Consider the following 14,672-nt stretch of genomic DNA (forward strand, 5'->3'; position numbering starts at 1 on the left):
GAAAGGGTGAACGCTATGTTTGAAAATTGGAAGCTGTTAGTCGTGGGCGCTGGAGTTATGGGAAGCGGGATTGCTCAGCTCTATGCTTGTAAGGGGTTCCAGGTGGCACTTTATGATAAGTTTCCGGAACAGCTGGACCGGGCTAAGCAATTGATTGCCAATAACATGGAAAACCTTATTAAGGAAGGTCTGGCAACCCAGGAAGAAGCGGAGAGAACCAAGACGCTGATCAGCTATGAGACGGAGCTGGAGAAATGTGCCCCCCAAGCTGACCTTGTTCTGGAAAGTGTTTTTGAGAATGCTGATGTTAAAAGGGAAACCTTTGCACAACTTGACAAACTATGTGCTTCCGATTGCATTCTCTGCAGCAATACCTCTGCCTCCAATATCTTCGAAATTGCCCCTGTATCACATCCGGAACGCCAAATCATCACCCACTATTTTAACCCGCCGTTTATAATGGATCTGGTCGAGGTGGTTATGGGTCCCAAAACTTCAGACGAGACACTGGATAAAGTGAAATCTTTCCTAATCCGGGTGGGCAAAGAACCCGCGGTACTTAAAGAATACATCCCTGGATTTATTGTTAATCGCATAGCTACTGCCATTACCCGTGAAGCCGGGTATATGGTTACACAGGGGTGGGTTTCAGCACAGGATATAGATAGTGCCATAAGAAATACCAGTGGCATTCGTTATGCTTTTGAAGGACCTATGGCTCTTTATGACATTGTGGGCTGGGATTTGACCACTTCTGTATCCGTAGGTGTTCATAAATCATTATGCAATGACACCGAAATCGGTAATTCTCTGGGTAAAGAATTGGTTGCCAAAGGTGAACTAGGCCTGAAATCCGGCAAAGGTGTGTTCGATTATGCAGGTGTTGATCCACAGCAATTTATGAATGAAAGAGCTGCGAAGATTATAAAAATGGTCAAAGCAATTAAAGAACTTTAAACATGGACTGGATTAAGCTGATAAAAATTAGGAGGTAGGCATTATGAGCTGGTTAGCGCCAATAGGTGTCCTCTTAGCTATCGTAATATTAGTGGTCATGGCCTGGAAAGGCTTCAATATCGTAATTATTGCGCCCTTTGCCGCAGTCTTAATCATCCTGACCAATGGTATGGAATTCCAAACGGCCTTTTTTGCTGGTAAAGGCGCGTATTTAACAGCAGTCGGAGGATTTATTACATCCTATCTGCCCATATTTATTCTGGGAGCCTTGTTAGGCAAGTACTTGGAAGATAGTAAAGCAACAGTGAGCATTGCCAATGCGATTTTTAAATTAGTGGGTAAAGACAGCCCCATGAAAGTAATGGTCGCCATATCCATCATTGCCGCGGTATTGACTTACGGAGGAATCAGCTTATTTATTGTTATCTTTACAGTAGTCGCACTTTGCAGGCCCATCTTTAAAGAATTAAACTTGCCTTGGCGCCTTGTCATGGTACCAATGATCTATGGTGGTACTACCTTTACCATGACCATGGTACCAGGAGTTCCTTCCATTCAAAATGTTATACCGACCCAACTGGGCACAACCCTGACCGCTGCACCTTTGATGAGTATTGTGATCAGCCTTGTATCCGCCACCTATGGTTATTTCATGATGAAATATGAGTTGAAACGAATGGTTGCCACAGGAGAGACCTATTCAGAAAGCGGTCAGGTGGTTGACCTTGGTGACACCTCGAAAGTACCCCCCTTCTTTTTGGCAATACTGCCGATGCTGGTCCTGATTATTATCATCTTCGTCGGCAGTGCCATGAAAATTCCTAATCTTGTCGTTCCGGCACTGCTTGTTGCGGTCGTTCTGGCTGCATTATGTCTTAATCCGTATATACCCAATCAACTTAAGACACTTAATGCCGGAGCTACTAATTCTTTGCTCCCCATTATATTTACTGCTGCAGCCGCAGGCGTGGGAGCTGTTGTCTTTGCATCTCCCGGCTTCCAGGTATTGCAAGTTGGGATGAGTGCAGCTCCTGGTGGTGCCTTAACTCAGATTCCCATCATTACCGGTTTTATTTCCATGGTTACTGCTTCAGCATCAGGCGCCTTGGGAATTGTTATCCCGACATTTGGTCAGACTTGGATAGCTGCCGGTATCGATCCACAGGTTGTCCATCGAATTTCATCTTTAAGTTCCGCTGTTTTCTCAGCTATGCCGCATAGCGGCTTCTTATTCTCTTGTATGGCTGTATTTGGTGTAAGACATAAGGACGTTTATAGACAAATGTTTCTTTTTGGATTGTGCGGCGGATTCCTTTGCCTAATGGTTGCCTTGCTTATGGCGGTTACTATTTATTAAATAGGAACGAGCGCTCAATCACAAAATGGAATAATAAATATATTTTAGCGGGAGGAATGACTTTGGCTGGTAAAAACTTCTTGTACGACATGAGAGAATTGAAATTTGTGCTTAAGGAATGGCTGGATATGGATAAAATCTTTTCTCTGCCGGACTATCGGGACTATTACAGCAGGGAAGAGATCGACCCGATTATTGACACAACCTATAGAATCTGCAGAGATGAGATTTCTCTGATCAATGAGGATTCAGACAAAATTGGTGCTCATTTTAAGGATGGCAAAGTGATTACCCCGGATTCCTTTAAAAAAGCCTATAAGACGATTAATGATGCAGGTCTGGGACCGAGCAATGCAGACCGTGAAGCTGAGGGGCATCTTCCCTATACGCTGGTTCAGGCCAATTATGAAATTCTTAGCCATGCGGGATTAGCTTTCACGGGTTTCTGGGGTCTGAATTCCGGGGCAATATCCCTTATTCAGCAGCACGGCAGTGAATATATCAAGCAGAAGTTTCTGCCGAAGATGTGTGAAGGCCAATGGGCAGGCACCATGAACTTGACCGAACCGGGTGCAGGGACTGATGTGGGTGCTAATATCACCAAAGCTTTTGCTACAGATGAACCAGGAATCTATAAAATCAAAGGGAATAAATTGTTCATTACGGCAGGGGATCATGATCTTTGTGAGAATTTTATTCATCTCGTATTAGCACGGACAGAGGGGGCCCGCCCAGGTACAGCAGGATTATCACTGTTCGTGGTGCCGAAATATTGGGTCAACGATGATGGCAGTTTGGGTGAGTTTAACGATGTCATTACCACAGGTATTGAAGAGAAAATGGGTCAGCATGGCTCGCCAACCTGTTCCCTCACCTATGGTGAAAATGATAATTGCCGGGGATATATCATTGGGGACCCACCGGATGAGAGCGGCAAAGGTCAAGGTATTGCGCAGATGTTTGTCATGATGAATGAGGAACGTTTGAATACAGGTATTCAGGGGCTGGCTGCTGCATCCCAGGCATTTAACTTAGCCCGGGAATATGCAAAAATCCGTGTCCAAGGCACCAAATTTACGGATCCCAAAGGCCCCAAGGTTCGCATTGTCGAACATGAAGATGTTCGCCGCATGCTGATGCTGCAAAAGTCCTGCATTGAGGCTATCAGAGCGCTGATCCTGAAGAGTTGCTATTATCTTGACCTGTCCCACGATAGTGAAGATCCGGCAGAGCGGGAATTTGCCGATGGAATGTTCCAGATCAGCAATCCTATGTGCAAAGCTTATGCCACAGATATGGCTTGGCCCCTTATTGCGGAAGCCATTCAAGTCCATGGTGGATACGGTTATGTGTCTGAGTACCAGGTTGAGCAAGCTGCACGGGATGTAAAGATTTGTTCGATCTGGGAAGGAACCAACTTTATTCAATCCCTTGACCTGGTCGGCCGCAAATTCAGTATGAATAAGGGTAAGGTGTTCAGGAACTGGTTGGATGACATTGCTGCCTTCATTGAAAGCAATGAAACGGAGAAAGATTTTGAAATTGAATTCAAGATTCTCAAGGACGCTTTCCAGGAGTACGAAGGGATTATCGGTCAGCTGCAAAACTATATGCAAGAGGGCAAAGCTCAGATGATGCCTTTATTCTCGACGCGGATCCTCCATGCTTCTTCAATGCTTTACTGCTCCAGACTCATTATGGATCAAGGATTGCTGGCCAATAAGCAACTCAATGAAATCGGTGAGCGCCATCCCGACGCCAAGTTCTATAAAGGAAAAATCGCCAGTGCCCGCTTCTACATTAAAAATGTTTTGCCCGAAATTTTTGTAATAAGAAAAGTATTCGAGATCGGGGATACCTCTGCTATAGACATTGACGAAGAGAGCTTAGGCTAAATTACTGTACACACAGGATATGCCGGTTTGGTGCGGTATGCATCTCTGTAGATTAAAACATTAGGAGGAATTGAATTATGAACCGATGGGAAAAGATCGAGTATAAACCTGCCCCACTGTTTACTCCTGTATTTGGACCTCTCTCAGGTATTCGGGTTTTGCTCAATGGGACAGTGGTAGCAGCACCCTTTTCTGCTACCATGATGAGTGACTTTGGAGCCGAAGTTATTGCCCTGGAAAGACCTAAAGTCGGAGGAGACCCGGCACGCCATCAAAAACCACAGATTGTGGAAGGAGATAAATCCATCAGCGGTGCCTGGATGCAAAACGCAAGAAACAAGCTGAGCTTTGCTTTAGAGACGAATCTTAATGTCCCCGAATCCAAAGAGATCTTTTTATCTCTGATTAAGAACTCGGATGTCTGGATTGAGAACATGGTTTGGATCGATAAACTGGGTATCACCGATGAATTGCTATTGGAAGTCAATCCGAAATTAGTTATTTGCCATATCAGCGGATACGGTACACCGGCATTTGGCGGGGAGCCAAAACATTTGAACAGGCCCGGCTATGATCCTCTCGGACAATCTGAATCCGGTTGGGCATTACTGCAAGGGTGGCCGGATATGGAACCTTATTATGCTCAACAATATGTCGGTGATTATTTGAATGGTTTGTTCGCAGTAAATGGAATTCTAATGGCCTATATGAATAGCCAAAAGACGGGCAAGGGGCAAGTTATTGATGTCAGCTTGACTGAAGGCTGGATGCGGGTTATGGATGATAACTTTACACTCTGGACCCAAAAACAAATTCTCAAGCAAAGACAAGGAATTAAGCAAAAGAATTATCAGCCCGGAGGAGTTTTCGCCACCAAAGACGGAAAGTATGTCAATTTAGGGGCTTATGGTAAAACGGCCTATGAAAAAACCTTAAAGGGCTTTGGCATCGACCTCGAGAAGTTCCCCTATGAAAAAGCAGGGGGAAGTGCTGAAGCTGTGGCAAGCCCATTAGGCCAGGAATTGGATGCCACCTTCGCTAAATTCTTCATGGAACATGACGCTGAAGAGGCTGTAAACATTTGCATTAATAATAAAGTTGGCGCTGCCTTTGTAAGAAGCGCTGAAGATACTTATAACCTGCCTCATTGGCATATGAGAGGGGACTGGGTGAAATATACCGATCAGACCCTGAACAAGGAAGTTGAAGCATTTGGTTTTGTACCTAAAATGTCGGAGACTCCAGGGCAAGTATGGCGTGGTGCACCTTACTTAGGTCAGGATACTGAGAAGGTCCTCAAAGAGCTGCTGGACTACAGTGACAGTGATATTGAGGCTTTAAAAGGAAAAGGGATTATTGACTAAAGAGATCTATTCCTAATAATTTCTAAGGGAGTATCGTAAAAACTGCTTTTTTAAGCAGTCGATGATGCTCCCTTTTCTTGGTTTAACTGATCTCATATTCTTTTATTTTTCGATAGAGGGTTGATTTACTTAGTCCCAGGATCTTGGCAGCTCCCCGGATGTGGTTATTGCTTTCATGGAGAGCCTTCATAATAGCTTTTTTCTCAATCTCTTTCATAGAAGGGGTGTTGTCCAGAATGATTTCATTGGGTGATGGTTCCGGTTCCGGCTGAGCCAAGGTTAAGCCGGAGGGAGGCTGATAACTTAAAATTTCCTCGGGGAGATTTTCAGGGCGTATAATCCCTTCGTTGCTCATGCAGACGGCATAGGAAATGGTATTCTGTAACTGCCGCACATTCCCGGGCCAATTATACTGGAGCAATAAGTATTTTGCTGAATTACTCAGGATAGGTTCGTCAATACCTTGGTTACTGGAATAGATACGGATAAAATGTTCAATCAACTGGACGATGTCTGAGCCCCTTTCCCTTAAGGGAGGGACACTTAACTTAAAGACGGAGATCCGATAGTATAAATCCTCCCGGAATTGATTGTTTTTTACCAGATCCAGCAGGTTTTTATTGGTTGCTGTAATCAACCGGAAATCCACGGGGATGTAACGGCTTCCTCCCACGTGCATGATCATTTTATCTTCCAGCACCCGCAGCAGTACCGCCTGTAATTCCAGAGGCATATCCCCAATCTCATCGAGAAAAAGAGTCCCGCCATTGGCAAGCTCTATTTTCCCAGGTTTGCCCTGGCGCTCGGCGCCCGTAAATGCTCCCCCTTCATAGCCGAATAACTCGCTGGCGATGAGATTTTGTGGAATCGCGGCACAGTTTACGGCAATGTAGGGACCATTGGGCCGGTTTTCAAAGTGGATGGCCTGAGCATAGACATCTTTACCTGTGCCGCTTTCTCCTTGAATAAGAATATTGGAATTAAAATGAGCGAATTTCTTCGCCATGCTTTTCAGCTTCATGGATTGTGGAGATGAGCCAATGATAGTGTCGAAAGTAAATTTAACCATTGCTGCATAGGGTGACTTAGCAGCTTTTTTTATGTGGTCGGTTTCTTTCAACAATACTATGTAACCTGAGATTTTGTCCTTGCTTTTAATCGGCTTTATTGAAGTGAGAAACAGCTTCTTTTTTGCGTTTTTAAGCTGGAAATCAATATGTGAAAGTGTATTTCCTGTCTCTACAACTGATTTAAAGAAGGGCTGCTCCCCAAGAACGTCTTCCACCTGAGAACCGATCAGATCTCTGCCAAAGAGTTCGATTATTTTTAAAGCATTCATATTGGTTCGGATGATTTTACCATCGTCATCTGAAAACAACATGATCTCTTCAGTGTTTTCCAGTGCAGCATCAAATATCTCGTTCTGTAAGGCAATTTGAAATTGCTTCTGAATGCCCATGGCCATGCTTATGGCTAATCCCAGAGTTTGGGAGTTATGGCTGCGCAAGTTAGGGCTGGTGATGGTAAGAGTACCTTCCAAATTACCATTCTCATCAAAGATAGGAGCAGATGAACAGGCAATGTTCTCAAATATATGACTGAAATGTTCAGGGCCGCAGAGCTGGATAGGGCTTTTGAGAAGAATACACATGCCATGGGAACAGGTTCCGATGGTTTTTTCTGTCCAGATCGTACCGGCTTCCAGCTTGAATCCATTTCCTCCCAGTGCTTTGACGACGCTGAGGATGACTCCTTGCTCATCGCTGATAATAATATAGCATTCTACATGGGAGAGCATGTTTTCCAGATGGTGAATGAAGGGAGTGGAGGCTTGTATCAACAAGGCCTTTTTCTTCAGCAGCTGATCAAACATCAGAGGATCCATCTGCGGAGGATAGTCATAATGACGAGGGTCAAGACCATTTTCAGAGGAGCGAATCCAGGATTCAACGATTTCCGGTCTAACCTCTTTTACCGCGGAGGGATCAATATACTTACGAATTACATCAAGTTTTTGCTGTTTTATCTTATCCATCAGGACTCTGTCATCTTTAATCAGTGGACTTAGTAATTCCTGCAAAGATTGCATACTAATCCTCCTCATTCATAAGCCATTTTTCACAAGAATGGCCGAGCAGTTACCAAAATAACCTGCCTTACGAATTCCTTGTACTTAAATTATATCAGTAAATCAGTGGGTTGTGGGAACTATTTATCGCACAATTCACATTCTTAAGGGCATAAATTCAATATGGGACTGGGTGATTTCACAATCGGCGATTTATGTCCCAGGGCATTTAAACACCCGAGAATTATAGGGTTTTTGGCATATGGCACGATAATTGCAATTATATGTCTGTGTTCAAAAGTCATGCGGAAGTTATGCAGATGAAGGGAGTGATAGATTATGTGTTTCAGACCGCCAGAAGTAGCGGCACCTAAAAAATGCCCGGAATGCGGGGCAAGAAATCCAGGTGTGTTTAAAACCTGTAAGAAGTGTGGTAATCCCCTGCCTGAAGCAAAGATTACCTGTCCGGAATGCGGCAAGCAAATGCCGGATAGCCATAAAGTTTGCAGCAATTGTGGCTTTAACGGAAAGCCTGGGTCAGGTGATCCAACGAAGCGTATGGAAGAGTCATAATTCAGGAGGGTATATCCTTTAAAAAGGTGGATCTTAAATTTTGAATTGATGCTTTAAGGAGGGAATTTCAAATGTCCAATAAGGAATGGCAGTGGCAGGAAGGCGAATACACAGTGACCCGCTCCACCCATTGGTCAGGGCCGGGATGCCATGATGGATGCGGCCTTCTCTATTATACGAAAGACGGCAAATTGATTAAGGTCGAAGGCGATCTCGATAACCCTTATAACATGGGGAGATTGTGCATGCGTTGTCTGAATCAGGTTGAGGCATACCATAGCCCCCAACGCTTAAAATGGCCGCTTAAGCGTGTGGGCGAACGTGGTGAAAACAAATGGGAAAGAATTAGCTGGGATGAAGCCTATGATATTATTGTCGAGAAAGTAAGAACTATTCAAAAGGAATTTGGACCGGAAACCATAGTTGGCATGGAAGGGACAGGCAGAAACATTATCTGGCAGGTACCCTATTTAACCTACGCGGCCTTTGGCAGCCCGAACTATGTGCTGGGGTTCTTGAGCGGTGACTCTTGTTATCTTCCCAGAGCAGCGCAGCAAGCCGTTATGAACAGCGATTTCTTTGTTTGTGATTGTGCCCAATTCTTTGAAGAGCGTTATGATAACCCTGAATTTAAAAATCCGGAAGTCATTATGATCTGGGGGAATAATCCGGTCATTACCAATGGCGATGGATTCTTTGGACACTGGATCGTCGATGAGATGAGAATGGGAGCAAAACTCATCGTTGTTGACCCCCGTCTGACCTGGCTGGCCGCAAGGGCAGAGTATTGGCTGCAGCTCAGACCGGGAACGGATTGTGCTTTGGCCATGGGTATGCTCAATGTCATTATCAACGAAGATCTTTATGATCATGACTTTGTTGAAAACTGGTGCTCAGGATTTGAAGAACTGGAAGAAAGAGTTCAGGAATACCCGCCCGAAGAGGTTGAGAAGATTACCTGGGTTCCTAAAGAAATCATCGAAGCTGCAGCGCGCCGTTATGCGACAGCTAAACCGGCGGCGATCCAGTGGGGGCTCGCTATAGACCAGCAGGTAACGGGTATTGCAACTGCCCAGGCTGTCAATAGCTTATGGGCCATAACCGGAAATACGGATGTCCCCGGAGGCAATATCATCGCGAAGAGCGGCTACAATGTGGATGACGGTTATAGTTGCGGGTACAGCTGGCTTACACCGGAAATGCAAGAGAAGCGTTTCGGAAATGAAAGAAGTCCTCTTAAAAAGTATGGATTGGCTTCAACTGCTCATGGAGATTCGGTTCTTACCGCGATTGAAAATGGCGGTGATCCATATCCGGTTAAAATGCTGTGGCTGCAAACGACCAATCCCATTGCCAACATGGCGTCTGAAGCACCTCGGATTTATGAAGCCATGCGAAAAGTGGACTTCAATGTGGTTGTCGATCTTTTCATGACTCCCACGGCAGTAGCTTGTGCCGATATTGTTCTCCCGGCAGGAATGAGTGCGGAACGAGACAGTTTCAGAGCATGGTTTGCACCGCTGCGTGCCATAACCAAGATCGTGGATTATGAAGAGTGTAAATCTGACGAGCAGATTGTACTTGAACTTGGCAAACGTCTGCACCCGGAAGCATTTCCTTGGGAAACCGTACAGGATTGGATTAACTGGAAAATGGGTAATGACAAAGAAAAATACCCTGAGGCTTTAGTGAGAGAATGGACTCCGGAGGGCAAAAAGTACCGTGAAAGAGGTAATACTCAGGGAATGACCTATACTGAGCTTAAGGAAAAAGTTTATGTTTACCCGGAATGGGAGTATAGAAAATACGAAAAAGGTCTCCTGCGCCGGGATAGACAGCCTGGCTTCAATACGGCAGATGGCAAGGTTCAATTGTACATTGATTTGTTTGAAGCATTTGATGTGGATCCACTACCGGCACATCTTGAGCCCCCTGAAAGTCCCTATTCCACACCAGAGCTTTATAAGGAGTATCCACTGGTACTCACTTCGGGTGCACGCTCCTGGGAATTCTTCCACTCTGAACATCGTCAGCAGCCGACTATGAGAATGTTCCACCCTCAGCCTTTAGTAGAGATTCATCCTGAAACCGCTCAAAAACTTGGCATCAATGATGGAGATTGGGTATGGATCGAAAGCAAGCGGGGCAGATGCCAACAAATTGCCAAATATGTGGATACCATTGATCCACGGGTTGTCAGTGCAGAGCATGGCTGGTGGTTCCCGGAAAAAGAAGGTGCAGAGCCCAGCTTGTTTGGAGTATTCGATTCCAATATTAATAATGTGACATCGCAATGCCAGAATGGTCCCACCGGTTACGGAGCACCCAATAAAAACCTGCTGTGCCGGGTTTACAAAGTTACTGAGGAAAATAGTCAAGTAATGCCTGGTGAGCAAGTCACCAGAAGAGGAGGATGGGATTATGTCAGAGCTACTCTCTAATCAGACCCAGGGAAAAGCATCCGCCAATCCCATGGCGAGAATAGGGCTTGAGAGCCGTCTGAAAGCGGAAGATACATCAGGATACGGTTTGCTGATTGATTACGAGTACTGTACAGGCTGCCATGCCTGTGAAGTTGCCTGTATGAAGGAGTTAGCTCTCCCCCTGAATCAATATGGGATCAAGTTGCTCCAGGATGGCCCCCGCCAAACGCCCGATGGGAAGTGGGACTTGAACTATATTCCTTTTCCGACAGCTTTATGCAACCTGTGCGAAGATCGTACAGCTCAGGGCAAGATGCCCAGTTGTGCACAGCACTGCCAGTCCTTGGTGATCAGTTATGGTCCGGTCGGGGAGCTCGCCGATAAAATGGCCAGAAAGCCCAAAATGGTATTGTTTACACCCCAATAATTCACTAATAAAAATTCTCCTTTTTTATTGTATTTTTTATAGAAATTTCTGGTTGATGAATATCCTTAATGAGTTAAAAAGGAGGAGCTAAAATTGAAGATCACCGAAGAAGATATTTTAAATGCTAAAAAGGCCTATGATCATAAGGAAGAAATTGAAGATGAGACCTTAGCTGTGCTTTATGCCAAGGCATTAACACGCAATAGCAAAAGATTCCCGGATATCCCGCAAAAGGTTAAGTACGTAGCCTTAAAACTCGAGTCGGGTAAGTTCGTTGTGGAGTGGAGAGGATCAGAGACTTGCACAGCGGACGGAAGACCATAAGAGTTGGCATTATAAGCAATAAAGGAACTGACTCTAAGTGGAGTTAAAAATAATTCCAAATCTGAAGCTGAAAAGATAAGAAGCTGGTATCCTATATAAAACAGCCATAGGACCAGCTTCTTTCTTCTGCGTTAATAGTTCTGTCACCTAAATAATTCTGCTCATCCTCTTGGACATTGAGTTTCTTCGCAATGATCATCGTGTAACATATCAGCCAGTGGGCAAGGGCTGTCACATATCTTCCCGGTATATAGACATTTGGATTGGAACGATAGGTCAGCTTCTCGGGAAACTTCGTGCAAACCTGTTCCACATCGTTTGCATTGCTGATTTTCAACACGATTGGCTCGTCCGCATAGAGGACATTTAATAGGCGGGGTCTGGGCAGGCCTCCCATCATGACGGTTTGAGCAATACGGACTACAGCCGAAGCAATGATGACACATACACCTCGTCCTTTCGAGTGGGTTCAGGGGTTGACTTTCTCTTAAGTCAGCTCACCTGGATGATATGCAATAATGATGCCAGGAGAAAATTCATTGAATTTCCTGCCGGTTGGCGGAGCAGCGCTTTGATTACGAAGTAACGCCGGGTTTAATAAGAAGTTTTGGACGGTTTAATTTGGGACAGATAATTCCTATAAATGGGGTTTCCCGTCCCAGCCCCCCCCAAGACCCCATGATAGTGGGTTGTTTCACATTGGCATTGAAAATGCAAGATAATAAGAAAAGGATTTTTGAGGGGGCCTAGACGAATGGAAAGAAAACCTTGGTATCCATTCTATGATCCAGGTGTGGATCTTTCACCTATTTATACCGATATACCGCTGAAGGAGCAGTTTATTTCTTTAGTCAAAAAACAGCCGAATAAGCCCTATATCTATTATTTGAATAAGATAATTACTTATTATGAAGCCAATACATCAGCCTGTAGATTAGCCAATGCAATGTTAGATATGGGAATCAAAAAAGGAGATCGGGTCGTAATCAATCTTCCCAATCTGCCTGAATTTTTAATTGCAGCACATGCCTGTTTTAAAATCGGTGCTATTGTCGTACCGACCAATCCTCGCTATACAAAGCGGGAGCTACTATGTCAGTATCTTAACTGTAAGGCAGAAACGGTTATTTGCTTAGATCTGAATCTAAACCTTAATTGTGAAATACTGCTGGAAAACCAAGATGTGCTGAAAAGAATAATTGTGGTTTCAACCCAAAATCCACCCCTTAAGGTCCAAGAAAAGGAATTTCTGATCATGTATAAGGACTTGGTTGAAAAAGGACGGGAAGTTGAACCTGAGGAAGAGGTCTTGCTTGATGATATCGGGCTGATTATTTATACAGGTGGCACAACGGGAGTCGGCAAAGGATGCTGTATCACAAACTTTAATCTTATCGCTATGGCATCAGGATGGAAACAAATGTGCCAATATTTTGTGAACCTGGAAAACTATAAGGTTTTATCCTCGACTCCCATGTATCATATTCATGGATTTCAAACAACATTTAATGCTAATATTCTCATTGGTGGAAGCATTATTATCATGCTGGAAATTACTCCGGACAACATTTTAGAGGCAGTTAACCAATACGAACCAAATGTGTGGTTAGGAGTTCCCGCTTTGATCGGGGCTTTATGCCTACATCCCAAGTTAGCCGAATCAAAAATGAATAAACTGCAGCATATAGGATGTGGAGCTTCGTCCATCCCCATGTCCATCATGGATAAATTTGAAAGTATAGTTGGAGTGCCGATTATCGAGGGCTATGGAGCTTCTGAGACATCCATGGCAGTTGCCAGTAATCCAATGACGAAAAGAAAAGCAGGAAGTGTAGGAATACCTTATCCCAACACAGACTGTAAAGTGGTGGATATAGTTACGGGGACTAAAGAAGTGCCGTTGGGTCAAGTGGGAGAATTATGCTTTAAGGGTCCCCAGATCGTCAAGGAATACTGGCAAAATCCTAAGGAAACAGCATTGAATTTCCAAGAGGGATGGTGGCATTCCGGAGATATTGGTTATATGGATGAAGAAGGGTTTATCTTTATCCTTGACCGGAAAAAGGACATGATCATTTGCAGTGGTTTTAATGTTTACTGTTCTGAAGTTGAAAATATATTAAACAGTCATCCCCAAATATTAGAGGCAGCAGTAATCGGAGTCCCTGACTTAAAACGGGGAGAAACAGTGAAGGCTTATGTAGTGATTAAATCCGGAGAGAAAGTGAGTGACCTGGCGATTAAGGATTTTTGTCGGAAATATCTGGCCGCATATAAGCTACCTAACGAGGTGGAATTCATTAATGCCCTTCCTCGCACTTCAGTTCATAAAATTAACAGGAAGGCACTGCGCGCGTTAAACAGTAACAGGATGAAAGGGTTTGATTCTTTAGAAGGAGGCTTTAAATGATTAGTAATATTGGGGAGAACCTTAAATTTATTGAAGCACCGAATAAAGCACGCCCTCCGCATTCAAACAGTTTACTTATTGATGACGATATCAAAGTCCTGATTGATTGTGCCTGTGGAGATTCAAACATTGAGCGTCTTCAAAAAAAAGGCATTGATATCATCATTAGTTCTCATTTCCACATTGACCATACCATGAATAATTATAAATTTCCCTCGGCTGAAATCTGGGCTCATGAAGATGATGCTCCGGCAATCCAGTCATTAAATTGTTACAGGGATTATTTAGGTTTTCATGAACTAAGTGAGGGTAAGGTCTGGGAGGAATATGCAAGAACCTATGATATTCATCCTATGCCAATAAAACGGAAGTTATATGATGGAGAAATTTTGGATTTTGGTAAAAATCGCCTGAAAGTCATCCATACACCGGGTCATACTCCGGGGCATTGCTGTTTCCTTATTAATGATTCCTATCTCTTTAGTGCAGAGATTGACGCACGTCTTTTTGGCCCTTGGTACGGTCATTTATGCAGCAATATAGACGACTTTATCGAGTCCATTGAATTGTGCAGAGAAATAAAACCCGCGGTCTTAATAACCTCACACAATGGAATAATCAGGGATAATATTGAGCAGAGACTCCAAAAGTTCTTGGATGTTATTTATAAAAGAGAAGAAAAACTGCTGAAAACATTGAAAAAACCTTCAACTATTGAAGAATTAACTTGTTTGCATATTTTTTATGGACCGGTGAGAACTTTTAACGAATTCCGTAGAGTAACCGAGAAAGCAGCAATTACACTTCATCTTCAACGATTATTAAAGGCAGAAAAAATAACCCGTTACGGTCAATTGTATTACGTACAATAGTA

Annotated in this window: 12 protein-coding genes; 10 read left to right on the plus strand and 2 right to left on the minus strand. The window is 43.9% G+C overall.

Annotation, left to right across the window (positions count from 1 at the left end):
• Window positions 1–15: 15 nt before the first annotated feature.
• From DESLBE_RS19115 to DESLBE_RS19130, 4 genes are all read left to right on the plus strand, one after another.
• The gene (locus DESLBE_RS19115; protein WP_144677924.1) at window positions 16–957 is read left to right on the plus strand and encodes a 3-hydroxyacyl-CoA dehydrogenase family protein; all 942 of its coding nucleotides are present in this window, start codon (window positions 16–18) and stop codon (window positions 955–957) included.
• 43 nt (window positions 958–1,000) lie between these two features.
• Window positions 1,001–2,314, plus strand: a complete 1,314-nt coding sequence (locus DESLBE_RS19120; RefSeq protein WP_011462067.1) for a GntP family permease — start codon at window positions 1,001–1,003, stop codon at window positions 2,312–2,314.
• A 56-nt stretch (window positions 2,315–2,370) separates the two neighbouring features.
• On the plus strand, window positions 2,371–4,209 hold the full coding sequence (locus tag DESLBE_RS19125) for an acyl-CoA dehydrogenase (RefSeq protein WP_144677925.1): 1,839 nt from the start codon (window positions 2,371–2,373) through the stop codon (window positions 4,207–4,209).
• A 77-nt stretch (window positions 4,210–4,286) separates the two neighbouring features.
• Complete coding sequence (locus tag DESLBE_RS19130) at window positions 4,287–5,573, plus strand: CoA transferase (RefSeq protein WP_005815904.1); 1,287 nt, start codon at window positions 4,287–4,289, stop codon at window positions 5,571–5,573.
• 82 nt (window positions 5,574–5,655) lie between these two features.
• On the opposite strand, the gene DESLBE_RS19135 is transcribed toward DESLBE_RS19130, so the two are convergent.
• Window positions 5,656–7,662: a sigma 54-interacting transcriptional regulator gene (locus DESLBE_RS19135; protein ID WP_144677926.1), complete on the minus strand. Its 2,007-nt coding sequence runs from the start codon at window positions 7,660–7,662 to the stop codon at window positions 5,656–5,658.
• 318 nt (window positions 7,663–7,980) lie between these two features.
• Here DESLBE_RS19135 and DESLBE_RS19140 point away from each other — a divergent pair, with 318 nt between their 5' ends.
• From DESLBE_RS19140 to DESLBE_RS19155, 4 genes are all read left to right on the plus strand, one after another.
• Window positions 7,981–8,214 carry a zinc-ribbon domain-containing protein gene (locus DESLBE_RS19140; protein WP_080647557.1) on the plus strand — a complete coding sequence of 78 codons (234 nt, stop codon included), beginning with the start codon at window positions 7,981–7,983 and terminating at the stop codon, window positions 8,212–8,214.
• A gap of 71 nt (window positions 8,215–8,285) precedes the next feature.
• The gene (locus DESLBE_RS19145) at window positions 8,286–10,655 is read left to right on the plus strand and encodes a molybdopterin-dependent oxidoreductase (RefSeq protein ID WP_144677927.1); all 2,370 of its coding nucleotides are present in this window, start codon (window positions 8,286–8,288) and stop codon (window positions 10,653–10,655) included.
• Window positions 10,636–11,064: a hypothetical protein gene (locus tag DESLBE_RS19150; protein WP_005815897.1), complete on the plus strand. Its 429-nt coding sequence runs from the start codon at window positions 10,636–10,638 to the stop codon at window positions 11,062–11,064. Before DESLBE_RS19145 ends, DESLBE_RS19150 begins: the two co-directional genes overlap by 20 nt.
• A 93-nt stretch (window positions 11,065–11,157) precedes the next feature.
• Window positions 11,158–11,388, plus strand: a complete 231-nt coding sequence (locus DESLBE_RS19155) for a hypothetical protein (RefSeq protein WP_005815894.1) — start codon at window positions 11,158–11,160, stop codon at window positions 11,386–11,388.
• 91 nt (window positions 11,389–11,479) lie between these two features.
• Here DESLBE_RS19155 and DESLBE_RS19160 read toward each other — a convergent pair whose 3' ends face one another.
• Window positions 11,480–11,728 carry a hypothetical protein gene (locus tag DESLBE_RS19160; RefSeq protein WP_018305535.1) on the minus strand — a complete coding sequence of 83 codons (249 nt, stop codon included), beginning with the start codon at window positions 11,726–11,728 and terminating at the stop codon, window positions 11,480–11,482.
• Between the two features lie 414 nt (window positions 11,729–12,142).
• On the opposite strand from DESLBE_RS19160, the gene DESLBE_RS19165 reads away from it, so the two are divergent.
• On the plus strand, window positions 12,143–13,798 hold the full coding sequence (locus tag DESLBE_RS19165; RefSeq protein WP_144677929.1) for an AMP-binding protein: 1,656 nt from the start codon (window positions 12,143–12,145) through the stop codon (window positions 13,796–13,798).
• Window positions 13,795–14,670, plus strand: a complete 876-nt coding sequence (locus DESLBE_RS19170) for an MBL fold metallo-hydrolase (RefSeq protein WP_018305537.1) — start codon at window positions 13,795–13,797, stop codon at window positions 14,668–14,670. Before DESLBE_RS19165 ends, DESLBE_RS19170 begins: the two co-directional genes overlap by 4 nt.
• Window positions 14,671–14,672: the final 2 nt, after the last annotated feature.

Origin of the sequence: Desulfitobacterium sp. LBE (assembly GCF_007830365.1) — a bacterium.
GTDB classification, from domain to species: Bacteria; Bacillota; Desulfitobacteriia; order Desulfitobacteriales; family Desulfitobacteriaceae; genus Desulfitobacterium; species Desulfitobacterium hafniense.